General features: G+C 72.9%; 27 protein-coding genes. 16 read left to right on the top strand and 11 right to left on the bottom strand.

Annotated elements, in window-relative coordinates:
* Positions 1-14: 14 nt before the first annotated feature.
* The 3 genes from R7226_RS01005 to R7226_RS00995 all read right to left on the bottom strand — a co-directional run bounded on the left by R7226_RS01005 (position 15) and on the right by R7226_RS00995 (position 2,208).
* Positions 15-617, bottom strand: coding sequence for a biotin transporter BioY (locus R7226_RS01005; RefSeq protein WP_318595153.1), 603 nt, complete (start codon positions 615-617; stop codon positions 15-17).
* A gap of 175 nt (positions 618-792) precedes the next feature.
* Positions 793-1,500: a metal-dependent transcriptional regulator gene (locus tag R7226_RS01000; protein WP_318595152.1), complete on the bottom strand. Its 708-nt coding sequence runs from the start codon at positions 1,498-1,500 to the stop codon at positions 793-795.
* 51 nt (positions 1,501-1,551) lie between these two features.
* The gene (locus R7226_RS00995; protein WP_318595151.1) at positions 1,552-2,208 is read right to left on the bottom strand and encodes a hypothetical protein; all 657 of its coding nucleotides are present in this window, start codon (positions 2,206-2,208) and stop codon (positions 1,552-1,554) included.
* Positions 2,209-2,436: 228 nt separating this feature from the next.
* Between R7226_RS00995 and R7226_RS00990 the strand changes: the two genes are divergently transcribed.
* Together R7226_RS00990 and R7226_RS00985 are read left to right on the top strand one after the other, a co-directional pair.
* The gene (locus R7226_RS00990) at positions 2,437-2,961 is read left to right on the top strand and encodes an RNA polymerase sigma factor (protein ID WP_318595150.1); all 525 of its coding nucleotides are present in this window, start codon (positions 2,437-2,439) and stop codon (positions 2,959-2,961) included.
* A gap of 11 nt (positions 2,962-2,972) precedes the next feature.
* On the top strand, positions 2,973-3,671 hold the full coding sequence (locus tag R7226_RS00985; protein WP_318595149.1) for a hypothetical protein: 699 nt from the start codon (positions 2,973-2,975) through the stop codon (positions 3,669-3,671).
* Between the two features lie 49 nt (positions 3,672-3,720).
* Here the strand turns inward: R7226_RS00985 and R7226_RS00980 are convergent, their stop codons facing one another.
* The 3 genes from R7226_RS00980 to R7226_RS00970 form a co-directional block, all read right to left on the bottom strand.
* A complete protein-coding gene (locus tag R7226_RS00980; protein WP_318595148.1) occupies positions 3,721-4,125 on the bottom strand; it encodes an FHA domain-containing protein in 405 nt (134 codons plus the stop codon).
* A gap of 125 nt (positions 4,126-4,250) precedes the next feature.
* Positions 4,251-4,940, bottom strand: coding sequence for a hypothetical protein (locus tag R7226_RS00975; protein ID WP_318595147.1), 690 nt, complete (start codon positions 4,938-4,940; stop codon positions 4,251-4,253).
* A 4-nt stretch (positions 4,941-4,944) separates the two neighbouring features.
* Positions 4,945-5,373: a hypothetical protein gene (locus tag R7226_RS00970; protein ID WP_318595146.1), complete on the bottom strand. Its 429-nt coding sequence runs from the start codon at positions 5,371-5,373 to the stop codon at positions 4,945-4,947.
* A 196-nt stretch (positions 5,374-5,569) separates the two neighbouring features.
* On the opposite strand from R7226_RS00970, the gene R7226_RS00965 reads away from it, so the two are divergent.
* The 3 genes from R7226_RS00965 to hemQ all read left to right on the top strand — a co-directional run bounded on the left by R7226_RS00965 (position 5,570) and on the right by hemQ (position 7,842).
* On the top strand, positions 5,570-6,160 hold the full coding sequence (locus R7226_RS00965; RefSeq protein WP_318595145.1) for an RNA polymerase sigma factor: 591 nt from the start codon (positions 5,570-5,572) through the stop codon (positions 6,158-6,160).
* Positions 6,161-6,285: 125 nt separating this feature from the next.
* The gene (locus R7226_RS00960) at positions 6,286-6,888 is read left to right on the top strand and encodes a hypothetical protein (RefSeq protein WP_318595144.1); all 603 of its coding nucleotides are present in this window, start codon (positions 6,286-6,288) and stop codon (positions 6,886-6,888) included.
* A 246-nt stretch (positions 6,889-7,134) separates the two neighbouring features.
* Positions 7,135-7,842, top strand: coding sequence for a hydrogen peroxide-dependent heme synthase (gene hemQ, locus R7226_RS00955; RefSeq protein ID WP_404827731.1), 708 nt, complete (start codon positions 7,135-7,137; stop codon positions 7,840-7,842).
* 56 nt (positions 7,843-7,898) lie between these two features.
* On the opposite strand, the gene nudC is transcribed toward hemQ, so the two are convergent.
* Complete coding sequence (gene nudC, locus R7226_RS00950; RefSeq protein ID WP_318595142.1) at positions 7,899-8,828, bottom strand: NAD(+) diphosphatase; 930 nt, start codon at positions 8,826-8,828, stop codon at positions 7,899-7,901.
* 81 nt (positions 8,829-8,909) lie between these two features.
* On the opposite strand from nudC, the gene R7226_RS00945 reads away from it, so the two are divergent.
* From R7226_RS00945 to R7226_RS00930, 4 genes are all read left to right on the top strand, one after another.
* Positions 8,910-9,527: a TetR/AcrR family transcriptional regulator gene (locus R7226_RS00945; protein ID WP_318595141.1), complete on the top strand. Its 618-nt coding sequence runs from the start codon at positions 8,910-8,912 to the stop codon at positions 9,525-9,527.
* A 152-nt stretch (positions 9,528-9,679) separates the two neighbouring features.
* Positions 9,680-11,143 carry a DHA2 family efflux MFS transporter permease subunit gene (locus R7226_RS00940; protein WP_318595140.1) on the top strand — a complete coding sequence of 488 codons (1,464 nt, stop codon included), beginning with the start codon at positions 9,680-9,682 and terminating at the stop codon, positions 11,141-11,143.
* The gene (locus R7226_RS00935) at positions 11,140-11,847 is read left to right on the top strand and encodes an SGNH/GDSL hydrolase family protein (RefSeq protein WP_318595139.1); all 708 of its coding nucleotides are present in this window, start codon (positions 11,140-11,142) and stop codon (positions 11,845-11,847) included. Before R7226_RS00940 ends, R7226_RS00935 begins: the two co-directional genes overlap by 4 nt.
* A gap of 19 nt (positions 11,848-11,866) precedes the next feature.
* Positions 11,867-12,409, top strand: coding sequence for an NUDIX hydrolase (locus tag R7226_RS00930; RefSeq protein WP_318595137.1), 543 nt, complete (start codon positions 11,867-11,869; stop codon positions 12,407-12,409).
* Here the strand turns inward: R7226_RS00930 and R7226_RS00925 are convergent.
* The 4 genes from R7226_RS00925 to R7226_RS00910 all read right to left on the bottom strand — a co-directional run bounded on the left by R7226_RS00925 (position 12,402) and on the right by R7226_RS00910 (position 16,113).
* Positions 12,402-12,959 (bottom strand): gamma-glutamylcyclotransferase family protein, encoded by a 558-nt coding sequence (locus tag R7226_RS00925; RefSeq protein ID WP_318595136.1) that lies wholly within the window; start codon positions 12,957-12,959, stop codon positions 12,402-12,404. The genes R7226_RS00930 and R7226_RS00925 overlap by 8 nt on opposite strands.
* 10 nt (positions 12,960-12,969) lie before the next feature.
* The gene (locus R7226_RS00920) at positions 12,970-14,649 is read right to left on the bottom strand and encodes a cellulase family glycosylhydrolase (protein WP_318595135.1); all 1,680 of its coding nucleotides are present in this window, start codon (positions 14,647-14,649) and stop codon (positions 12,970-12,972) included.
* A 142-nt stretch (positions 14,650-14,791) separates the two neighbouring features.
* Complete coding sequence (locus tag R7226_RS00915; protein WP_318595134.1) at positions 14,792-14,926, bottom strand: hypothetical protein; 135 nt, start codon at positions 14,924-14,926, stop codon at positions 14,792-14,794.
* Between the two features lie 2 nt (positions 14,927-14,928).
* Positions 14,929-16,113 carry a glycosyltransferase family 2 protein gene (locus R7226_RS00910; RefSeq protein ID WP_318595133.1) on the bottom strand — a complete coding sequence of 395 codons (1,185 nt, stop codon included), beginning with the start codon at positions 16,111-16,113 and terminating at the stop codon, positions 14,929-14,931.
* A 464-nt stretch (positions 16,114-16,577) separates the two neighbouring features.
* Between R7226_RS00910 and R7226_RS00905 the strand changes: the two genes are divergently transcribed.
* The 7 genes from R7226_RS00905 (at position 16,578) to R7226_RS00875 (ending at position 23,359) form a co-directional block, all read left to right on the top strand.
* The gene (locus R7226_RS00905; RefSeq protein ID WP_318595132.1) at positions 16,578-17,249 is read left to right on the top strand and encodes a sensor histidine kinase; all 672 of its coding nucleotides are present in this window, start codon (positions 16,578-16,580) and stop codon (positions 17,247-17,249) included.
* Complete coding sequence (locus tag R7226_RS00900) at positions 17,246-17,887, top strand: response regulator transcription factor (protein WP_318595131.1); 642 nt, start codon at positions 17,246-17,248, stop codon at positions 17,885-17,887. The genes R7226_RS00905 and R7226_RS00900 overlap by 4 nt, the downstream gene beginning before the upstream one ends.
* Complete coding sequence (locus tag R7226_RS00895) at positions 17,887-18,486, top strand: HXXEE domain-containing protein (protein WP_318595130.1); 600 nt, start codon at positions 17,887-17,889, stop codon at positions 18,484-18,486. The genes R7226_RS00900 and R7226_RS00895 overlap by 1 nt, the downstream gene beginning before the upstream one ends.
* Before the next feature lie 75 nt (positions 18,487-18,561).
* On the top strand, positions 18,562-18,990 hold the full coding sequence (locus R7226_RS00890) for a VOC family protein (protein ID WP_318595129.1): 429 nt from the start codon (positions 18,562-18,564) through the stop codon (positions 18,988-18,990).
* Between the two features lie 146 nt (positions 18,991-19,136).
* Positions 19,137-20,819 (top strand): DUF1800 domain-containing protein, encoded by a 1,683-nt coding sequence (locus R7226_RS00885; protein ID WP_318595128.1) that lies wholly within the window; start codon positions 19,137-19,139, stop codon positions 20,817-20,819.
* The gene (locus R7226_RS00880) at positions 20,819-22,168 is read left to right on the top strand and encodes a DUF1501 domain-containing protein (RefSeq protein WP_318595127.1); all 1,350 of its coding nucleotides are present in this window, start codon (positions 20,819-20,821) and stop codon (positions 22,166-22,168) included. The genes R7226_RS00885 and R7226_RS00880 overlap by 1 nt, the downstream gene beginning before the upstream one ends.
* A gap of 177 nt (positions 22,169-22,345) precedes the next feature.
* Positions 22,346-23,359 (top strand): M48 family metallopeptidase, encoded by a 1,014-nt coding sequence (locus R7226_RS00875; RefSeq protein WP_318595126.1) that lies wholly within the window; start codon positions 22,346-22,348, stop codon positions 23,357-23,359.
* The last annotated feature ends 6 nt before the right edge of the window (positions 23,360-23,365 follow it).

Genomic DNA, 23,365 nt, shown 5'->3' with positions numbered 1-23,365 from the left:
CGCATCAACCGTTGTCAGCCGCGCTCGACGCGTCTGACGATCTGCCAGGCGGACGGCAGCACGATCGCGCCGACGATGGCCTTGATGATGCCGCCGACGATGAAGATCGCGAAGCCGTTGTGGATCGTCCAGCTCCAATCCTCGCCGACCGCCAGCTTGAGGCCGACGAGGCCGAAGGCGAAGACGATCAGCTGCGCGGCGACGAACGAGATGAACGCCGTCAGCACCTTGCGGTCGGCGCCGCGCTCGGCGAGGTAGCCGACGACGCCGGTGGCGAAGATGAAGCCGATGATGTAACCGCCGCTGGCGCCGGTGATCACGTCCCAGCCGGAGTTGCCCTCGGCATAGACCGGCAGGAAGAGGCCGAGCAGCGCGTACAGCAGCATCGCGGCGGTGCCGCGACGAGCGCCGAGCGTCGCGCCGACGAGGCCGACCGCCAGCGTCTGACCGGTGACCGGGACCGGCGACGGCGGGACGGGGATCGCGACCTGCGCCAGCAGCGCGGTCAGCCCGGCGCCGGCCAGCACGAGCGCGAGGTCACGAACGCGCGCGCCAGGGATCGCGTCGGCGAGGACGAGGCCGCGCTGCTGCGCGGGCGCGGCGGATGCGATGGCCATGAAGCTCCTTTGCGGTGAAAGTCGGAACGGCGTACGACACGACGGGTCTACCTGATCTCAGGGGGAGACGCGTGCACGCGCGGCACATTTTGCGGCACCCGGGCGGCGGGAGCCCCCGGTCCGGGGGGTGGCCGCACGCCCGGAACGCGGCTGCGGCCGGAATGACCGCTCGCGCTCAGCCGCCGGAGCGGCGCACGAACAGGCTGCGGGCGGCCTTCGCGGCGATCACGCGCTCGTCGCCGAGGTCGCCGTCGCGGTCCATCCGCACGCGCAGGTGGCCGGCGGCGGTCTGCACGTCCTCGACGTGCACGTGCGCGCCAGGGCGGAAGCCCTCCTCCCACAACCAGCCGATCAGCTCGCCGTCGTCCTTCGCAACGCGCACGATCTCGCAGGCATCGCCGGCGCTCAGCTCCGCGAGCGTCAGCAGCTGCTCGTTCTCGGCCTGCTCCTCCTCCGGCGCGACCGGCCACCCGTGCGGGCAGCGCTCCGGGTAGCCGAGCCGCTCGTGCAGCCGCTCGACCATCTCGTCGGTGAAGCTGTCGCCGACGGTCTCGGCGGCGGCGTGGACGTCGGCCGGCGCGTAGTCGAGGAAGTCGGACAGGAAGCGCTCGACGATGCGGCGGCGCCGCACGACCTGCTCGGCACGCTCGATGCCCGCGGGCGTCAGCGAGATCCAGCGGTTGGGCATCCGCTCGACGAGGCCCTCGTCCTCCAGCCGTCTGAGCGTCTCGCCGACGGCGGCGCGCGAGACGCCCAGCCTGTCGGCGACGCGCGCGGCGATCGGCGTCGCCGCATCTGCCGGACGGTATTCCCCGACCGGGAAGACGAGCGCGTAGATCGCTTCGAGATAGTCGTCGGCCGTGTGGCCGCGGACGTTGCCCACGCAGCCGATCATAGGGGTTCGCTGCGATCCGCAGGCTGGCTCTCTCGCGGGCTAGTTGAGGCGTGCGCGCACGCGCTGGAGATCACGCTCCATCCGCTCGCGCGCCTCCTCTCCGACCGGCAGCGCCAGCCGCAGCTCGGCCGCCTGCAGCGCCCACGTCACGTTGCCGATCCGCTCGGCGCGCTCGGCGATGCGGTTCAGCAGCAGCGCCGCGAGCTGGTGCGCGCACTGCCAGCCGACCTCGTCCTCGCGGCCGCCGAGGTCGACGAGCCGGCCCGGCTGGGCCATGTCGGCGACGTGCGGGTCGGCGAAGGCGGCGTGCGCGAGGTACTGCTCGCGGCCGCGACCGACGATCCCGAGCGGTATGCCGACGCGCCGGCCGGCCTCGACGGCGACGACGGTCAGCGGCAGCGCGTGACCGGCGTTGCGGCGCAGCACGCGGTGCAGCAGGAGGTCGTCGAGCACGCAGTCGCGGGCGATTCTCTGCGGCGTCGCGACGGTCGTGAAGCGTTCGGCGACGGCGGCCGCGCAGCCGAGCAGCTGCTCGCGCGGCGCGGCGTGGCGCAGGTCCATCAGCTCGCCGGCGAGCGCGTCCAGCTCGGCGTCGGCCTCGTCGGCGTCGAGCGGCTCGAACTCAGCCCCGAGCGCGAGCGCGAGGTCTGCGTGAGCTGGGCATTCTGAGACGGCTTGGAGCGCGAATGGGAGCATGGAGGTCACGGTCGTTTTAGGGTGACCTAATACATACTGACATGGTCGGGAATCGAAACGCAAGTCAACCCACGCAGACCAGTGACGCGCCCGGCTCGAACGGCTGCGCTTCCGTGACGACAACGAGGCGGTCGCGCGCCAGCACCGGCGCGGCGGCCGCGCCAGCACCGGCGCGGCCGCGCTCGCGAATCGCGCCGCCGCGCTTGCCGCCGGCGCTACAGTCGCCCGATGGCGCGCCTCGAGCCGCAGGCGCTCGTCCGGCACCTCGACCGCCTGCACCGGGCGGCGTGGGCGCTGTGCGGCTCACGCGAGGAGGCCGAGGACCTGGTCCAGGAGACGGTCGCGCGGGTGCTGGAGAAACCGCGCGAGCTGCGCGGCGAGCAGGAGCTGGCGTACCTCGTGCGAGCGCTGCGCAACACCTTCCTGACGGGCCGCCGGACGGCCTCTCGACGCCCGCGCGAGAGCGCGCCGCTCGACGCGGTCGCGACGCCCGATCGGCGTGCCTCCGGGCGCCCGGAGGCGGCGCTCGCGGCCCACGAGCTGCTCGACGCGATCGCGGCGCTGCCGCAGGACTTCCGCCTCGCGCTCGTCGCCGTCGACGTCGCGGGTCTCTCCTATCGCGAGGCGGCTGACGTGCTCGGGACACGCGAGGCGACGATCGCGACCCGTCTGCATCGGGCGCGCGAGCGCGTCGCCCGCACGCTGGAGGGCGACGAGCGGGAAGGCACGGGCAGTGAACGGAGTCTGAAGTGACGGAAGAGCCGATGGAGCCCAGAGTCGACCTGACAGCGCTGGAGCACGTGACCCCCTCGCCCGCGCTGCGGTCGTGGGTGGAGGCGGCCGTCGCCGAGGCGGAGGCGGTGGAGAGCGCGGCGAGCCACGACTCCGCGCCCGGCGCAACGCCGTCGGCGGCCGCGACGTCGCGCCCCGCCCCTCCGCGCCGGCGCCGTTCGCGCCGCCCGCTCGCTCTGGCCGGCGCGCTCGCCTGCCTTGTCGTGGTCGTGCTGGCGGCGGCGCTGCTGCTGAGCGGCGGCGACGGAGGCGGTGCGCCGAGCGTGCCGCAGGTCGCCCCGGTCGCGCTGCGCTCCGCGAGAGCGCCGGCGCCGGCCGTGCGCGGCGACGGGCTGCTGGCGGCGTCGATCGACGGCGTCGCGTTCCCGGCGTGGGCGAGCTGGCGGGCGACCGGCGAGCGCAGCGACCGCGTCGAAGGGCGTGAGGTGCGCACGGTCTTCTACGCCAACCGCGGGGGTGACCGCGTCGGCTACGCGATCGTCGGGGGCGACGCGCTGCCCTTCGGCGGGCGCTACGTCAGATGGCGCGGGATCCCGATGTGGGTCTACGAGCTGGGCGACGCGACCGCGGTGATGTGGCTGCGCGACGGCCGCACCTGCATCGTCGCCGGGCGCGGGGTGGGAACGGACACGCTGCTGGCACTGGCCGGTGCGGACACGAGACCGGCCTGAACGCCGGCCGCGCGGCTGTCCCGCGACGGGAGAGCGCGGTGAGGCGCGCTCAGCCGGGGACGTCGACGTACTGCAGCACGACGCGACCGATCACGACGACGTCGCCGTGGCGCAGCTCCGCCTCCTGGATCCGCCGGCCGTTGACGAAGGTGCCGTTGGAGCTGCGGTCGTCGAGGATCCGCACGGCGCCGCGGCGCTGCGTGACGATCGCGTGACGGCGCGAGACGCTGACGTCCTCGAGCTGGATGTCGGCCGTGAAGCCGCGGCCGAGATGGGTGATCGTGCGTTCGAGCGGCAGCAGCCGCTCGCTGCCGCCCTCCTCGATCGTGAAGTAGCGGCCCGGTGCCGGGCGTCCGACGCCCGCGACGCGGTCACCGTCCGCCGGGCCCTGCAACGCGTCGAGCGCCACGGTGGGCTCGAACGCGGTGGTGTGTTCCGTCGGCGTGGTGGTCATCACTTCACCTCAGCGCGATTACCTCAAGAGAACCTCAAGGAAAGCGAAGATCGCCGTGCGAGCGGTGAGGATCCGGTGAACGACGGGTGCGCGGGCGGCCGCGCCGCCGCCCGCGCACCGCGCTCTCAGTCGCCGCTGCCTGCGCCCAGGCTCTGCTCGACGCCATCGGCGTCGGTCCAGTTGACCGCCACGGTCGGCTGGTCGAACCGCGCGAGGTAGCCGTTGGAGATGACCGGCAGCGTCACGCTGCTGCCGTCGGCGAGGTCGACGGTGACCTCGTCGACGCCGTCGGGCATGAGGCCGTACAGCTCCGTGATGACGTTGTCGGGGCTGTACGTCAACAGGAAGTAGCCGTCGGCGGCCTGATCCGCGAATGCGCAGGTCTGGCCCGGGCCGTGCAGCTCCGGGAAGACGGCGAGCAGGCACTGCGATCCGTCCGCCTTCGGCGTCACGAAGACGATCGCCTCCGGCGCTTCGACGTCGCCCTCGCCCGCGAGCCGTGCCGCCGGCGGCGGCGTCAGCTGCCGGGATTCTGCGACGTCGAGGCGGGGATCGTCGATGTGCGTGGTGGCCGGGATCGCGTCGCCGCCCGGTTCGCGCAGCAGCGCGAACTGCTCCTCGAACTCGGCCTCGAGCTCGGCGACGACGGCAGCCGGCGGCTGCGGGTCGTAGCTGTGGGCGGGCTGCGGCGCCGCCGTCGGCGCGTCCTCGGAGTGGGCGGTGCCGCCGCCGGTCAGGGCGACGAACGCCGCGACGATCGCGGCGCAGGCGAGCAGGGCAAGCAGCCGCTGCACCGTGGCTGTGGTGAATGACATGCGTCTAGTGATCCTTGATCCCGGAGAAGAGGCTCCACGTGAGCCCCATCGTGTCCTCGTTCTTGCCGCGCGCGTAGCCCCACGTCCCGCCCGCGGGAGCCGGCGAGATGACCTCGCCGCTTCCGGTCGCGCCGTAACCGCACCAGGCCGCGAACGCGTTTCCGCTCGAGCCGTCCTGCTGTGGGCCGTTCTTGCCGACGGCGCAGTGGTACATGGCGTTGGGTTGGTAGTACTTCACACGGATCAGCAGCGTGTGGTCCGTGTTGGTGCAGCCGACACCGAACGCGAGCGTCATCGTGCCGCCGCCGGCTGGGCAGAAGGCCGTCGATGCCGCATGCGACGACGCGACGCACGTCAGCAGCGTCGCGCACGCCGCGACGAGCGCCACGACGCCGCGCCACGGCCGCGCGCGGGTGATGAGGCGATATGACATAGACCCCCCTGGTTGGGTTCCAGCGCCGAATATGGATGTTTGATGAGGTTTCCGGCGCGATCGGCAGGTTAAGTGGACCCACTGTCACCGTCAAGCAGTCACAGTGAGAGGTGAGGAAGGTGACAAGCGGCGTCGCCCGTTCTGCTGAGGCGAGGTCGCTGTCACAAGATCAGGTGCTCGTGGCACTACCTCTCCGATGAGCCTCCGGCGCACATCCGGCGACAGCTGCGACCTCGCTCGGTCGGTCACCGACCCGCGCGCGTTCGAGCTGGTCTATGACGCCTACGCGACGCGGGTGCTGGCCTTCCTGGCACGCCGCACCTTCGACGCCGAGGCGGCGCGCGACCTGACGGCTGAGACCTTCGCGCAGGCGTACCAGGGCCGCCGTCGCTTCCGCGGCTCAACCGACGACGAGACGGCGGCGTGGCTGTACGGCATCGCGCGCAACCTGCTGAACCGCTACATACGAACGGGCGTCGTCGAGCGCAAGGCGGTTGAGCGGCTCGGCATCCGCGTGCCGCAGCTGGTCGAGGCCGACTACGAGCGGATCGTCCAGCTCGCCGGCCTCGCCGACCTGCGCGCGGTGATCGCCGAGGAGTTCAGCAGGCTGCGGCCCGATCAGCAGACGGCCGTCCACCTGCGCGTCGTCGAGGAGCTGTCGTATCCGGAGATCGCGACGCGGCTGGCGATCAGCGAGCAGACGGCGCGTGCCCGCGTCTCGCGCGGGCTGCGTCAGCTCGTCGCCGGCGTCGAGAACGTCCCCGGGATGAAGGAGGGGCTGACGTGAGCGCCGTCGAACCGCCCTTCCTCGCCGGTCTGCGGCAGGAGTTCGAGCGCGTCGCCGAGGCCGATGCGGCGGCAGGTCGCCCGGCGCCACGGCGCCGCCCGCGGCCGCGAGCGCTGCGGCTGCGCGTGGCGCTGCCGGTGCTGACGGCGTTCGCGCTGCTGGCGGCGATCGCCGTGGTCGCGACCGGGGCAGTCTCGCTCTCGATCGATCTCGGCGGCTCCGACCCGGTGCCGATGAACGCTCCGAGCGAGGGCGCCGCGAGCGGGTTCAGCGATGAGCTGGTTGCCCGCGTCGGCGTCCTGAGCCGCGCGCGCACCGACGGCGACGCGATCGATCCGAGCCTTGTCAGATCGTTGCCGCCTGACCTGCGTCTGGGGCAGTCGCTGCGTGTCGTGCCGCCGCCGGGCGCCGATCCCACGGCCGCGTCGCAGCTCGCGATCTGGTTGGTGCCGACCGCAAGCGGCTCTGTGGCGGTCACCGTCTGGCAGGCCCAGGGTGGTGAGGCGGGCAACCCGACGCAGTTCGATGCCGCTGGGTTGGCGAGCGGGCGTACGTCTGCGCTCGTCGGCGAGCAGATCTTCGGCGTCGCGCCCGATGGCGTCGATCGGGTCACGGTCAGGGATGGGGCTGGCCGCGAGACCGAGCTGCCCGTGAACGACAACGTGTTCATCGGGAACTTCGAGGGTGCTCGCCCCCTCATCACCTGGGAGGGGATGAGAGGACCTTAGTTTCACGAAGCCGGGGCGGCGGGGATCGGGGTTGCCGCAGGTCGCGTGGCCTGCGGCAGCCCCGACACGAAGTCGCCAGCAAGTGTCCGGGGGAGACGGCCGGGCGAGCGCGTGCGGGAGCGCGCTCCACGGCCGATCGCTTCCGGTGGGTCGCCGGTCGGTAGCGGACGTCGCCGGGCAGCGGCGCACGCGGGCACCAGCAACTGCGGGCGGACGAGACGGACCGGGCGCGCGTCGTCGCCTACGATGGCGGGACCGCCGCAGCGAGACGCTTGGAGACCGCCAGTGACCGCCGAACAGAACCTCTTCACCCTCTACGCCGCCTTCAGCGCGCCGGCCGCCCGCCGGCTGGCGCCGGAGCGGCGCGCGGCGGCGGCCGTCGAGGCGGCGGCCGCGCTCGCGAGCAGCGGGGCGACGGTTCGCGGCACCTACTCGCTGCAGGGCTTCCGCGCCGAGGCCGACCTGCTGCTGTGGCTGATCGCGCCGACCGCCGACGCGCTGCAGGACGCGATCGTCGCCTTCCGTCAGACCGAGCTGGGCCGCTCGCTCGACGCGCACTGGACCAACATCGGCGTCCATCGCGAGGCCGAGTTCGCGAAGTCCCACATCCCCGCGTTCCTCGCCGGGGAGGAGCCGCGCAAGTACGTCTGCGTCTACCCGTTCGTGCGCTCGCTGGAGTGGTACCTGCTGGAGCCCGACGCGCGCTCGGGGATGCTGCGCGAGCACGGCATGATGGGTCGCGAGTACCCGGACGTCCGCGCCAACACGGTCAGCGCCTTCGCGCTCGGCGACTACGAGTGGCTGCTCGCCTTCGAGGCCGACGACCTGACGCGGATCGTCGACCTGATGCGCCACCTGCGCGGCGCCGACGCGCGCCGCCACACGCGCGAGGAGCTGCCGTTCTTCACCGGAATCCGCAAAGGGCTCGCGGATGTTGTCGCTGACCTTCCGTAGCGGATTCCGCGAATCCAGCAAGCGCCTGGCCGACGTGGTGGCCGACCTGCCGTAGCTCAGTCGCCGGCGAGCCAGCCGTCGAGCAGCCGCCGCGCGATCGCCAGCGGCGGCGGCAGCAGCAACGTCGCGCCGGCGTCGGTCGCCTCCCACGTGCCCGACGCCTCGGCGGCCGCGGCCGCCGCGACCTCGGCGCGCGTGAACCAGCGCACGTCCTCCAGCTCGCCGTCGAGCACGGCCGCCTCGCCGCCGGCGTACTCGGCGGTGAAGCCGAGCATCAGAGAGCTGGGGAAGGGCCACGGCTGGCTGCTGACGTAGCGCGGCGCGCGCACCGTCACGCCGGCCTCCTCCAGTACCTCGCGCGCGACCGCCTCCTCGAGCGACTCGGCCGCCTCGACGAAGCCGGCGAGCGCCGAGTAGCGCCCGCGCGGCCACGACGGCTGCCGCCCGAGCAGCACGCGGTCGCCGTCGAGCACGAGCATGATCACGACGGGGTCGGTGCGCGGGTGGTGCTCGCCGTGGCAGACCGGGCAGCGGCGGACGTGGCCGCCGTCCTCGACGTCGGTCACCGCGCCGCAGCGCGCGCAGTGCGCGTGGGTCCGATGCCAGCCGAGCAGCGCGGAGGCGTAGGCGGCGAGGCCGCCGACCTCCTGCGGCAGCAGCGCGCCGGCCTCGCGCAGCCCCAGCACGCGCGCGCCCGGCGTCAGCGGCCGGTGGGCATGGACGTGCTCGACGTCGACGGCGAACAGCGCGCTGCCGTCCGGCTCGACGCCGAGCAGCACCGTCGTGCCGGCGCCGCCGGGGATCAGCTCCAGCGGCAGCCGCACCAGCTGCGGCTCCTCCTCGCCGCTGACGAGGATCCCGTCGCGCGTGACCGCGAGCGTGCGGCTGGCGGGGTCGTGCAGCCGCTCCTGGACCCACGCGGCATCTCTGCGGCGGGGTCCGGCGCGGTCGAGCTGCGCGCCCGTGAACGTGTTCGGCGGGACCATCCATGGACTGTCGCAGATGGGACGGGAGGCGCAGTCTTCGCTCCGACCGGCCACAGACCGACCGGTCGCTAAGATCGAGGCATGGCACGCAGAACCGCCGCTGACGCGCGCGACACTCGTGGACGGATCGTCTCCCGCGCGCTGAGGATCGCAGCGACCGACGGGCTCGAAGGGGTCACGATCGGCCGTCTCGCCGACAGCCTGGAGATGAGCAAGTCGGGCGTGCTCAACCACTTCCGCACGAAGGAGCTGCTGCAGCTCGCGGTGATCGAGCAGGCGTCGGAGATCTTCCGCGTGGAGGTCTGGGAGCCGGCGCGCGAGGAGCAGCGCGGCCTCGACCGGCTGCTCGCGATCGAGCACAAGTGGATCGACCTGATCAGCGGCGAGACGTGGCCGAGCGGCTGCTTCTGGACGGCTGCGGCGGCCGAGTTCGACGGCCGGCCGGGCCCGGTCCGCGACGCGCTGGCGGAGGCGCTCGGGCGCTTCGACGCGGCGATGCAGCGCGAGGTCGGCCGCGCGGTCGAGGCTGGCGAGCTGCCGGAGGGCACCGATCCCGGGCAGGTCGTCTTCGAGCTGCGCGGCGTCGTGATGGCGACCAACCAGCAGCTCCAGCTGCAGGACGACACCTCCGCGCCGGAACGCGCGAAGGCGGCAGTGCGGCGGATCCTCGGCGCTCCGGCGCAGCTTCCGGCGTCCTAACGCGGCCGCAACATACAGTCCGACCGATCGGACTCTAAATGCGCTAGAGTGGGCGCCGAGTTCGCCACCCCTGCACCCGGGCGGCGTCGATCGGCAGTCGCGCGGCGACGCCGCAGCGACGCTGCCCGGGTTCTCGCCCAGGAGGTTCCGAGATGTCTTTCACCGCCTCGTCGCCGGAGGCTCCTCCGGCGACGCGTCCACGCGTGCCCGAACCGGCCAGGCCGGGACCCGCGATCGCCGTCGCCTCGGCCGCGACCTTCGTCGCGTTCCTCGACGTGACCGTCGTCAACGTCGCGCTGCCCGACCTCCAGCGCGACTTCCCCGGCGACTCGCTCGTGGCGCTGTCGTGGGTCGTCGCGATCTACGGCGTGCTGTTCGCCGCGCTGCTGACGCCGGCCGGCCGGCTCGCCGACGTCGTCGGCCGCAAGACCGTCTTCCTCGGCGGCTTCGCCGCCTTCACGCTCACCTCGGCGCTCTGCGCGCTGGCGCCGAGCGTGCCGCTGCTGATCGCGCTGCGCGCGCTCCAGGGCGCAAGCGCCGCGTTCATGATCCCCGCCGCGCTCGGGATCGTGCTCGCCGTCTCCAGACCGGAGAAGCGCGCCGCCGCGGTCGGCCTGTGGGGCGCGACGACCTCGATAGCGGCCGCGCTCGGCCCGGCGCTCGGCGGCCTGCTGATCGACGGCTGGAGCTGGCGCGCCGTCTTCCTCATCAACGTGCCGATCGGCCTCGCCGTGCTGTGGGCCGGCTGGCGGCTGCTGCCGTCGCTGCGGCGCGGCGACCGGCAGCTGCCCGACCTGCTCGGCTCGCTGCTGCTCGCCGCCGGCTTCGCGCTCGTGCTCGTCGCGCTGACCGAGACGGCGCAGTGGGGCTGGCTCGACGGCCGCACCTTCGCCTGCGCGCTCGCCGGCCTGCTGCTGCTCGCCGTCGTCTGGCGGCGCACGCGCACGCATGCCGCGCCGGCCGTCGACACGACGCTGTGGCGCAACCGCGTCTACGCCGCCGCCAGCGTCGGCGCCGCGCTCTACGGCGTCGCGCTGTTCGCCTGGATGCTCGCCTGCGTCCTGTTCGTGACGGGCGTCTGGGGTTACTCGATCGTCGAGGCGGGGCTGGCGATCACGCCCGGCGCCTTCAGCTCGGCCGTCGCGGCGGTGCTCGCCGGCAGAGCGGTCGAGCGGCACGGACCGGCGCCGGTCGTCGCGATCGGCTCGCTGCTGTTCGCCGCCGCGGGCGTGTGGTGCGTGCTCGGGATCGGCGAGACGCCTGAGTTCTTGGCCTTCTGGCTGCCGCTCGGGATCGTCGGCGGCGCCGGCATGGGCAGCGCGACCGTCGGCCTCACCGCGGCTGGCGCGCGGGCGCTGCCGCCGGAGCAGTTCGCCGCCGGCACCGGCCTGCTGATGACCGCCCGCCAGCTCGGCGGGGCGCTCGGCGTCGCGGCGCTGGCGGCGATCCTCGACGCGAGCGACGGCGGCCTCGGCGGCTTCCGCGGCGTCTTCGCGATGTGCACCGCGGCGACCGTGCTGACGGCGATCTCGGCGCTGTGGCTGAGGCGCCGGCCGGCCGCCGGCGAGACGACCACGACCACGACCACCACGACACCCGAGGCGGTGACGGCATGAGCCTCCCACTCCATCCCAACGAGCTGGTCGACCCCGACGTGCTCGGCGGCCATCAGGAGCACGCGCTGTTGCGCGAGCTGCCGTGGTCGCGCTTCGCCGTGCTCGGCGACAGCGTCGCCGAGGGGGTCGGCGACCCGGTCGACGGCTACGCCGGTCTCTTCTGGGCGGACCGTGTCGTGCGCGCGATGCGCACGCAGCGGCCGTCGCTGGCCTACCTCAACCTCGGCCGCCGCGGGCTGCTCGCGGCCGAGGTGCGCGAGCAGCAGCTGGCGCAGGCGCTCGCCTTCGCGCCCGATCTCGCGGTCGTCTGCGCCGGCGGCAACGACACGATGCTGCGCCAGTTCGACCATGAGGCGGTCGAGCGCGAGCTCGACGCGACCGTCGGCGCGCTGCGCGACGGCGGCGCCGACGTGCTGCTGTTCACGCTCTTCGACATCGGGCAGGCGGTCGAGATGCCGGAGCCGTGGGGTTCGCGCCTGCGCGACCGGCTGTCGTCGCTGGCGCTTGTGACGACCTCGGTCGCGCGCCGCCACGACGCGCTCGTCGCCGACTGCGCGACGCACCCGCGCGCCGCCGATCCGTCGATCTACAGCAGCGACATGATGCACCTCAACATGCGCGGCCACGCGATCGCGGCCGGCGCGGCGATTCGCACGCTCTCGCGCGCGATCCATCCGCCGGTGGAGGCGGCTGGCGTGGCGTGAGCGGCTAGGGTGTCGAGCCGTGTCCTGGCAGAGGCTCGACACCCGCATCGCCTATGAGAACCAGTGGATCCGCGTGCGCGAGGACCAGGTCGTCAAGCCCGACGGCTCGCGCGGGATCTATGGCGTCATCGAGGTCGTCAACCCGGCCGTCTTCGTCGTCGCGCTGACGGCGCGCGAGGAGGTCGTGCTGGTCGAGCTGGAGCGCTACACGATCGGACGCACGTCGCTGGAGGTGCCGGCCGGCGCGACCGACGGCGAGGATCCGCTCGTCGCCGCCAGACGCGAGCTGCGCGAGGAGACCGGCCTCGTCGCCGCGCGGTGGCAGCAGGTCGGCGAGATGAACGCGCTCAACGGCGTCGCGAACGCGCCGGAGGTCGTCTTCCTCGCGACCGAGCTGAGCGACGGCGGCGACGGCGACGAGCGCGCCGAGGAGGGGATCACCGCCGTGCGCGAGGTCCCGTTCGGCGACGCGCTGAGACTGATCGGGACCGGCGAGATCGTCGACGGCGAGACGATCGCCTCGCTCGCGCTCGCCGGCATCGCGCTCGGCCGCTTCAGCTGAGGTCGATCCGCTCCAGCGCGACGATCTCGCAGCCCTCCGGCGGCGGCTCTGTCGAGGCGCGGTAGGCGGCCAGCTGCTCGTCGCCGAGCCGGCGGAAGGCGTGCTCGACGTCGTCGACGTACTCCTGGCTGATCAGCAGCCGCCGCTCGCGCGCGCCGGCGCGCAGCCGCTCCCGCCCCGCCGCGCTGCCGACGTACGCCCAGACGCGCCCCGGCGCCGCGCTGATGCGGTCGGTCACCTCGACGCGGCGGTAGTTGCGTTCGCGCTCGTCGAGCCGTTCGAGACCGGCCGCGTCGACCGGGAGGCAGAGGCCGTTGACGCTGCTGCCGGCGGCGCGCACGATGTCGAGAAAGGCGACGAAGGCGTGCGGACGGGCATGCGTCGCACGCTGGCGATACCACTTGTAGCCGGGCAGGTCGCGGCGGTTGTCCATCGCCACGCCCCAGCAGCGGCGATGGCCCGAAAGCGTCGCCAGGCGGCCATGACCGAAGTCAGCCGCCAGCGAGCCGTAGCCGAAGATCCAGTCGCCGCTCGCCGAGATCGCGCTCACGCGCGAAGGCCTACCCGATCGTGACGTCGCCGGCGCTCCCGGAGCCCTCGACGCAGAAGCCGGTCGCCGCGTAGGCGGCGCCGCCGGCGAGCTGCGCCCATGCCGGCAGCGTCAGCGTGATCCGCCCGCTGTCGCCGGAGCGCTCGGCGTTCCAGGTCTGCGTCACGCGCGTGCCGGCCGGCAGCGTGAAGGCGGCGCGCACGCCGGCCAGCGCCGCATCGGGGCCGCTGATCTCGAGATGGCCGCACCAGCCGGCGTTCCAGCTGTTCTCGACGACGACCGTCGCGCTCAGCGAGCCGGGCGCGGGCGGCCCCGGGGCGGGCGCGGCCGGCTGAGCAGGAGCGGCCGGCTGCGCGGGGGCGGGCTGGGAGGGCGCCGCGGGGCTCGCGGGGCTCGCGGGCGCTCTCGCGGCCGGCTTGCCCGCTCTTGGCACAGCACCTCTGCGGACTCTGCCGCGCGACCGTCTCGGCGCGGTGAAGACGGCGCCGCTGCCGCGGAAAGCGACGCGCTGGCGGGCGATCATCCGCTGCAGCAGCGCGGTCTTCGCCGGCTGCACCGAGGTCCAGTCGTCCTTCAGCACGCCGCCGGTGTCGCCCGAGTTCGGGTTCAGCGCCCAGTAGGTCCACGACGCGCCGGTGCGGCTGATGTAGTCGAAGAACTGGCGCTGCCAGCGACCCTCGGCGCTCGTCATGTCGACGTTGCGGCCGCCGAACTCGCCGACGAGGATCGGCGCGATCCCCTGCTCGGCGATGAAGCCGAAGCCGGTCTTCCAGCGCTGCTCCAGCAGCGCCGGCGTGTTCGCTCTGCCGAACCACGGCTGCGGGAAGACGCCGGGACCGTACTCGTGCGGCGAGTAGACGAGGCGGCCGGCGCGGTCGAGGCGCACCGGGTGCTTGCGCACGCCTTCGAGGTTGCCGCCCCACCAGTGCGTGTCGAGCTGCTGGCCGGGCACGGGCGCGCCGCCGCCGACCCCTTCGACGACGATCAGCCAGTTCGGCGCGATCCCGAGCACGGCGTTGCCGGCGCGCTCGGCCGCGCGGCGCCAGTCGGTCGGGCCGCCGGTCCCCCACGTCGCCTCGGCGTGCGGCTCGTTCTTGAGGTCGGCGCCGATCACGTTCGGCTGGTCGCGGTAGCGCTTGGCGAGCAGCTTCCAGGTCTCGACCCAGTCGTCCTCGCTGAAGCCCTGGCCGTACCAGAGCCCCTCGGTGTAGGCGTTGTCCGCGTGCGAGTGGTTGTCGAGCAGGATCAGCAGGCCCTGGCGCTCGGCCTCCTGCACGATCGCGTCGATCGCCTCCAGCGGCGTCGCGCCTCTCAGCGCCGCGTTCTTGCCGGCGGCGAAGTCGGCGCCGGTGACGGCCTCGCGCGAGCGGATCGCGGCGAGCGAGAACGGCAGCCGGATCGTGTTGAAGCCGAGTCGGCGGACCTGTGCCAGCACGTCTCTGTAGTCGCGCGACCAGAGCCCGTGGGCGAGGTGGTTGCTGGTCTCGAAGCCGAACCAGTTGACGCCCTGCAGCACGACCGGGCGGCCGGCGGCGTCGACGATTCTGGAGCCCTTGGTCGCCAGCGGCGTCGCGATCATGCCGCCAGCCTTGCGGGCTCTGGCGCCGGAGGCGCCGGGAGCGCCGCTCGCGGCCGCGACAGCGAGTGCGACGAGCAGGCTGGTGGCGATGAGGGTGAGGGAGCGACGCATGGAGGAACTATGCACATTGATCGGAGCTTTCGACGCGGTCTGGAGCGGAAAGCGGCAGCGGCGGACGAACGGCCGAAAAACACGCAAAGGCCCGCCTCTCCGGAAAGGCGGGCCCTCGCGTGGTACTTCCCCAGGTTGGCCGCTAGGGGAAGATGTGGCGCACTCGGCGGAAGAGGTTGCGCACCATCTCCAGCGTCGAGAGCAAGGTCAGGACGATCAGCACCTTCCAGCCGATGTCGACCGGGGTCGACAGCACGTTGTTGAGCGTGTCGCGCATGCTCAGACCACCTCTCCGGTCGCGATCATCGTCTGGCCGGCGGGGAGCCCCTCGGCCTTGTACTGGCGGGCCCAGCCGTCGCGGCGGATGCCGACGACGACGGTCGCCCAGGAGGTCACCCACGCGAACAGGCGGAACCAGAGGTAGATCTCGACCATCACCAGCGTGCCGGCGAGGAAGAGGTCGAGCCGCGTGTGGTTGGGGACCTTGCGGGCGTGCTTGAAGTTCAGCACGGCGGCGAGCACCGGCGGGACGACCCAGATCCAGTTCCACTCGAAGGCGCCGATCAGCAGCGAGGTGCCGAGCAGCAGCACGAAGAGGCCGCGCGTCAGCGCGTTGATGCCGTTCTTCAGCTGCACGCGCCACGGGTACATCGTCGTGGCGCCGATCTTCGAGCCGAGCAGCAGGCGGATCATGCCCTCGTCCCACTTGCGGCGCTGGGCCCACAGCGATCTGATCGTCAGCATCGGGCCGGCGTAGGCGCGCGCCGTCGCCGAGACCTTCGTCTCCCAGCCGCGCGCGGACAGCATCCACGTCAGCTCCATGTCTTCGACCTGCGCCTCTGGATCCCACGGGGAGAGGCGGCGCTCCTCGTCGACGATCTGCTGCAGCGCGTCGACGCGGAAGAGCGTCGCCTGACCGCCGAGCACGTACGTGTTGCGCTTGCGGTGGAGGATGTCGATCGTCCAGGAGGCGAACTCGAGCCGCTGCATGCGCACGAGCAGACGCGCCCACTTCGACTGGCCGAGGTCGGGGTCGAAGGTGTAGCGGGCCATCACGCCGCCGACCTTCGGGTTGGCCTCCAGCTCGTCCTCCATCGCCGCGAGCGAGTCGGGCGAGAGGACGGTGTCGGCGTCGACGCCGAGCATGTAGTCGAAGCCGTAGGCGACGTACTGCTGCCAGGCGGTGCGGAGCGCGCCGACCTTGCGGTCTCTGTTGCCGACCGTCTCGATCACCGTCACGCGGCGGCCGAAGCGGCGCGCGATCTCGACTGTCTTGTCGGTGCAGTTGTCGGCGACGACGACGATCCGCTCGGGCCGGCGGGTCTGCGCCAGCAGCCCCTGCAGGACGCTGGCGATCGTGCCTTCCTCGTTGTGCGCGGGGACGACCACGACGATCTTCGCGGTGCGCGTCTTCGGCGGGCGGTTCTGGAAGCGGTGCACCGCCATCGATGCGTTCCAGTACATCTGCGTCAGCTTGTTCGAGACGCTCGCGCGCGGCTGCGGCCGGGCCGACGCGGGCTGCTCGTACGGGACCAGCGCGGTGCTGGTGCTCTGACGCTGCGCCTTGCGCAGCTTTCGGCTCAGCCGGCCCCGCTTGGGGGCTCCGTGGCTTTGCCTGCGGTCGAAACGCGTGCCGTCCTCGTGAGGACTGCGCGAGCGTCTCGTCGCGGGGGAAGTCGTGCGATCTGCGGCCATGCACCGATGGTGGGGCACGCAAGATGTGCGCACATGGGGCATTCACGCGCAAAACCTGTGCGAGATCTCGCACCTTTGGTGAGGTTTGTGCATGCCCTGTGAACTTCGGGAGGGCATGCCCACCTATCTGTGGTCTTGAAACACGATGAGTTGACATGCGCCTAAAGCAAGGGGGTAAGGCTGCCGACATGGGACACGTGGAGCGTTCCGCACCCCCTTTCCTGCGCAGTCGCGTGCAAGAGGCCGTCGAGGCCGAGCGTGCGCAGACGCGCGCGTGGCTGCACGACTCCGTGCTGCAGGTGCTCGAATACCTCGCCAGCGGCGGCTACGCCGACGAGCCCGACGCGCGCGAGCTGGCGCGCATCGCCGCGGACGCCGCCACCGAGCTGCGCGCCTACGTCGAGGGCGAGGACCCGGACAGAGCGGCCAGGGGCGAAGGCGAGCTGTGCGCCCGCCTCCTCGCCGCCGTCGAAGAAGAGCGGGCGCTCGCCGACCACGAGATCGGCCTCGTCTTCGGCGAGTTCGAGACGCCGGTCGAAGGCTGGGCGGCCGAGCAACTGGCGCTCGCCGCGCGCGAGGCGCTGCGCAACACCCGCAAGCACGCGCGCGCGACGCGCGCGCTCGTGACCGCCGACGTCGTCGGCGGAGCCGCGACCGTCATCGTCAGCGACGACGGCGCCGGCTTCGTCGTCGGCGCGGTGCGGCGCGGCGGCGCGGGTCTGCGCGAGTCGATCGTCGGCCGGCTGGCGCGCGCCGGCGGCCACGCCGGCATCCGCTCGCGACCCGGCCATGGCACGCGCGTGACGCTGCGGCTCCCGCTCACCGACGCGCAGGGCGACGCGACGCCCGGCGCCGAGCGTGACGTCGACATCGATGACGGCACGAGCGCGGGGCGCGCGGCGTGAACATCCGCGTGCTGGTCGTCGAGGACTTCCCGCTCGTCCGCGACGGGGTCGTCGCCGCGCTCTCGCGAGACCCCGGGATCGAGGTCGTCGGCGCCGCCGGTGACGGCCGCGAGGGACTGGAGCTGGCGCACAGGCTCCGCCCCGACGTGATCCTGCTCGACCTGCACATGCCGGAGCTGGGCGGGATGATGGTGCTGGAGCGGCTGCGCACCGAGCTGCCGGCGACCCGCTCGATCGTGATGACCGCGAGCGAGAAGGCCGAGCCGCTGCTCGACGCGGTCGCGGCGGGCGCCGCCGGCTACCTCACCAAGCGCACCAGCGGGGAGGAGCTGCGCCAGGCGATCCTGACCGTCCACGGCGGCGGCTCGGTGATCGCGCCTCAGCTCGCGCCCCACCTGCTGCAGGCCTACTCGCGCGCGTCGACCGGCGAGGCGCCCGACGTGCGCCAGAAGCTGACCGCGACCGAGCACGAGGTGCTGCGGCTGGTCGCGCAGGGGCTGACCGACAGACAGATCGCCGAGCACCTCTTCGTCTCGCCGCGCACGGTCCAGAACCACCTCGCGCGGATACGCGACAAGACCAACCTCAGACGCCGCTCGGAGCTGGCGCGCTGGGCCGTTCTGCACGCCGTCTACTGATGGCGCTGCCGGCCGATCGCACCCACGGCCGCTGGCCGTACCTCGCCGCCGCGGCCGCGCCGATCGCGACCGCCGTCGTCGTCGCGCGCCGCGACCAGCTCGGCGAGGACGTCCGCTGGGCGCTGTGGACGGCGCCGGCGGCGCTGCTGTGGCACCAGACCGAGGAGTGGTTCTGGCCCGGCGGCTTCCTGCCGTGGTTCAACCGCGAGGTGCTCGGCAGCGACGCCGACGAGTTCCCGATCACGCGCCGCGGCGGGCTCGTCATCAACGTCGCGATCGGCTGGGGCGTGACGGCCGCTGCCGCGCGCGGCGGGATGCGCACGCCGGCGCTCGGGGCCAGCGCGCTCGCCGTCAACGTCGCCAACGGCGCGATGCACGTCGCGCTCGCCGCGCGCAGACGGCGCTTGAACCCCGGCACCGTCAGCTCCGCGACGCTCTTCCTGCCGCTTGGCGTCGCCGGCCTCGCAGCGATCGCGCGCGACCCGCGCGGCGGCGCCCGGCCGCTGGCGATCGGGCTCGCGGTCGGCGCCGCCTCGGGCGCCGGCACCTTCGCCGGGATGCGCGCACGGCTGGCGCGATCCCGTCGCCGCGCCGGCTGACTCCCGCCGCATCGCCGGCTGACCTCGCCGCCGCCTGAGCCCTCGCCGCGCGCGCCGCGCGCTACCGTCAGCGCCATGCCCACCGCCTTCGTCCACACCTGCGTGCGCGCGCTCGACGTCGATGCGTCACTGCGCTTCTACGAGCTGCTTGGCTTCGAGCAGCGCGGCCGGCTGACCTTCGAGTCGGCCTACAACGTCTACCTCGGCCTGCCTGGCGGCGGCGACACGCTGGAGCTGACGGTCAACGTCGGCCGCACCGAGCCGTACGACCTCGGCGACGGCTACAACCACCTCGCGCTGACGGTCGACGACCTCGACGCGCTGCTGGCGAAGCTCGCCGCGGCGGGGATCAAGCCGGAGAAGCCGCCGTACGCGCCCGGCGGGCGCGAGGAGATCGGCCGCATCTGCTTCGTCGCCGACCCCGACGGCTACCGCATCGAGCTGATCGACGGCGGCGCCTTCCCAACGCCGCAGGACCCGCCGCACCCCGCCACGACGGCCTGACACGCCCGCCTCGACTGTTCGTCCATTCCTCCCTCCGTTGGGGGAGGTGGGAGGGAGGAACGTCGCATGACGCGGCCCTGCCGCCGCCGTAGCTTCACGGTTACGCCGCGCTCCTCGCCAGGAGGGCAACGGGTGCGGCGCCCACGATGCCGAGACCGTCGAGATCAGCGAAGAAGCGCAAGGCGCGCAAGCCCGTCTGTCGCAAGACGACGGTCAAGCCCAAGCGCGCGTCGAACAAGCGCGCCGCGAAGAAGCAGCGCGCCGCCGCGCGCTGCAGAGCGCCGGTCAAGCGAGCGGCGAGAAGAAGAACGACGCCGAAGAAGCGTCCCGTCGTCAGACGGCCGCCCTCGACCACCCATCCGTCGCTGCCGTCGCTGCCCGCTGACACGCCCGTCCCGGGACTGCCGCCGGTCGACACGCCGCCGCCTCCACCCCCGCCGCCCGATCCGCCGCCGTCGGATCCGCCGCCGGCCGGCGTCCATCGCTACAACGGTCCGTTCGGGATCGAGCAGGCGACGCGCCTGCTGTGGCGCGCCGGCTTCGGCCCACGCCGCGGCGAGGCGGCGCACTACGCCGCGCTCGGGCTCGACGGCGCGGTCGCCGCGCTGACGCGCGCCAGCGGCGCCGCCCAGCTGATCGGGCCGGAGCCGTACGCCCAGAACCCCGACGGCGGCGGCTACGAGCCGATCCAGCCCGGCGTCAGATTCGAGCACGACCATCTCCACTGGATGGACCGGATGGTCCGCTCGACGCAGCCGTTCGTGGAGCGGATGGCGTTGCTGTGGCACGACTGGTTCGGCGTCAGCGACGACAACGTCGGCCAGTACACGCTGCTGGCCAGACACATCGACCTCTTCCGCGCCCACGGCCGCGGCTCGTTCCGCGACCTCGCACGGCTGGTGATGCAGGACGGCGCGATGCTCGTGCGGCTCGACGGCGTCTTCAGCCAGCGCCACCGCCCCAACGAGAACTTCGCGCGCGAGCTGATGGAGCTGTTCACGCTCGGCCCCGACCGCGGCGCCTACACCGAGCGCGACATCCGCGAGGCGGCGCGCGGGCTGACCGGCTGGAGCGGCGACTTTCACCAGCCCAACGGCTGGGCCCACTTCTACTTCGACGCGCAGTGGCACGACACGACGACGAAGAGAATCTTCGGCGTCGTCGACGACTACGACCCCGACGACGTCGTCGACGCCTGCGTCACCCATCAGCTGCATCCGTCGTTCTTCGTGCTGAAGCTGTGGTCGGCGTTCGTCGCGACGCCGCCGCCGGCCGACCAGCGGGTCGCGCTCGAGCGGCTCTACATCGAGCGCGGGCACGCGGTCCTGCCCGTGGTCGAGGCGATCCTCAAGCACCCCGCCGTCTACGAAGGGCCGCCGCTCGTCAAGTCACCGGTCGTCTACGCCGCCGGGCTGCTGCGCGCGCTCGGGAGCGGAATCCAGACGATCGGCTGGACGGGGATCACCGCCAACGCCGGTCAGCGGCTCCACTACCCGCCGAACATCTCCGGTTGGCGCGAGGACCGCTGGCTCGACACCTCGACGCTGCACGCGCGCTGGGAGCTGGCCGGGCTCGCGCTCGATCCGCACGCGCTCGACGGCAGCTCGCCGTATCCCGCGCAGGAGACGCCGGCCGAGGCGGTCGCGATGGCGCTGCGCTTCTGGGACGACCCGCCGCTGCGCGGCGACACGGTGGAGATCCTGGTCGAGACCGCGGGGCGGCTGGCGCAGGTCGCCGACGGCAACCTGCCGCCGCAGGGCCGCAACGCGCTGCGCCAGACGATCCTGCGCCATCTCGTGATCGCCAGCCCCGACGGACAGGTCTGCTGATGAGCGGTTGCAACGAGAATGTCCGCGCCGGCCAGGTCCGCCGCGCCGTCGCCGGCGAGGGGCTGCCGGCGATCGAGCCGGGGATGCCGCTGCCGGCCGGCACCGGCATGACGCGCCGCTCGCTGCTGCTCGGCGGCGCCGGGCTGGCGCTGACCGTCTTCGGCGGCCGCATGCTGGCGCCGGAGGCGTTCGCCGAGGGGGTCGCTGCGGCCAGTGCCTCCTCGGCGGACGCGCCCGTGATCGTCTCCGTCTTCCTCTCCGGCGGCGTCGACGGGATCGCGCTGCTGCCGCCGGTCACCGATCCGCGCTACACGCCCTCGCTGCGGCCGACGCTGTGGGTCGACCCGGCCGGCACGCTCGCGCTGAGAGGCAGCACGGCGATGCGGTGGCATCCGAGCGCGACCGCGTTCAAGGACCTCCACGACCGGGGGCGGCTGACGCTCTTCCCCGCGATCGGCTACACCAACGCGAACGGCTCGCACTTCACCTCGCGTCACTTCTACGAGGTCGGCGCGACCGACCCCGACGGCGTCACCGGCTGGCTCGGCCGCTGGCTCGACGTCGTCGGCGAGGACCACAACCCCGTCCAGGGCTTCACCGTCGGCCAGACGCTGTCGCCGTCGATGGCGACGGCGCGCGTCGCCGTCGCGGCCGCCGAGTCACCGCAGCAGTACGACTTCACGACTCCCGGCGTCTACGGCGGCTGGCACCAGGAGCTGCTGCGCGGCTACGAGCGTCTCGGCACGCTGACGTCGTCGGATCCGGTGCTGGGCGCGGCGCGCGCGATGCACCGCGACGCCGCCGACCTGCGTCGCTCACTGTCGGCGCCGTTGGGGAGCGGCGCGGACGGCTATCCGGGGAACCGCCTCGGCAGCCGGCTGCGCGACATGGCGCGACTGCTCGGCGTCGGCCTGCCGATCCGCGCCGCGGCCGTCGACGCGCACGCCGACTTCGACACCCACGCCGGCCAGGGCGACACGTTCCCGGAGCAGATCGACGAGTGCGGCAGAGCGCTCGCCGCCTTCCAGGCCGACCTCGAGGCGCGCGGCATCGCCGATCGCGTGCTGACGGTGATCTGGAGCGAGTTCGGCCGCCGGCCCGATGAGAACGGCTCGGGCGGGACCGACCACGGCGCCGGTGGCGTCGCCTTCGTGATGGGCACGCGCGTGCGCGGCGGGATCGAAGGCGAGTTCCCCGGCCTGCAGTCGCTCGACGGCGAGGGCAACCTGCTGCCGACGACCGACTTCCGCGCGCTCTACGCGAGCATCCTGGAGCAGTGGGTCGACGCCGACGCCGAGGCGCTGATCCCCGGCGCCGCCGGCTTCGCGCGTTATGCGCTCTTGAGATAGTGGCGTGACCGGCCACGTTTGCTTGGTCGGGCTTGTCCTCGCCGCGCCTGGCGGCGTCCTCGATCACTCGAAAGACCCCGGTCTTACTCGGATCTGCGTCCTTGCCAGCCACGACGATGACTGCGCCGGACCCAGCAAACGCAACCGGTCACACCACAGCCCGCTAACGTGGCGTGAATGACCGCGTCTGACGCACCCGTCAAGGGCTTCCAGCTGAAGGACATCTCGCCGCGCGCCTGGCAGCACCCTGCCGACCGCGCCGCGACTGCCGCACTGGCCTCCGTGCCGTACCTCGACAAGGTCGTGCGGATGTTGATCCAGCTGGGCTACGAGCGGGCGCTGCGGCAGGCGTCGCTGGGCGCCTCGGTGCGGCTCGGCGAGCAGCAGCTGCCGGAGGTCTGGAGCGACCACGTCTTCGCGTACACGACGCTCGACATGGGCGACACGCCGTCGCTCTACGTGACGCAGAGACCGTTCGCCAACGCCTTCGCGATCGGCGCCAAGGCCCCGATCGTCGTCGTCAACTCCGAGCTGCTGCGGCTGCTCGACGCGCCCCAGCGCCGCGCCGTCTTCGCGCACGAGGCCGCGCACATCCTCAGCGACCACCAGCTCTACCGCACGGCGCTGTTGATCCTGTTGCAGCTGACCGAGTCCTCGCGCATGCCGCTGCCGCTGATGCCGGTCCGCACCGCGCTGCTGGAGTGGTCGCGCGCGACCGAGCTGAGCTGTGACCGCGCCGCGGCGCTCGTGACGCGCGACCCGCTCGCCGTCTGCCGCACGCTGATGTCGATCACGGCCGGCGCGATGACCGACCAGCTCGACCTCGACGCCTTCATGACGCAGTCGATGGAGTACGCCGAGAAGGGCAACGGGATAGAGCGGCTGACACGCCTGATGCTCGACCTCGGCGTCACCCATCCGCTGCCGGTGCGGCGCACGCGCGAGCTGATGACGTGGGTTCGCAGCGGCGACTTCGACCGCATCGTCGGCGGCGAGTACATCAAGCGCGACGACCCGGTCAGCGTCAGAGCGGAGAGCGGTGAGGCCGTCTCGTTCTACAGCGATCGCTTCAAGGACGCCTTCAAGGACGCCGGCGAGACGATCGGCCAGGGCGGCCAGCAGCTCGCCGACTGGCTGCGCAAGGCGAAGGACGACCTCGGCGGCAGCGGCGGAGACGACGCCGACAGATAGCCGCGG

The sequence above is a fragment of the Conexibacter stalactiti genome (assembly GCF_033542075.1).
GTDB lineage: Bacteria > Actinomycetota > Thermoleophilia > Solirubrobacterales > Solirubrobacteraceae > Conexibacter > Conexibacter stalactiti.
This window is presented reverse-complemented; position numbering and strand designations above follow the sequence as displayed.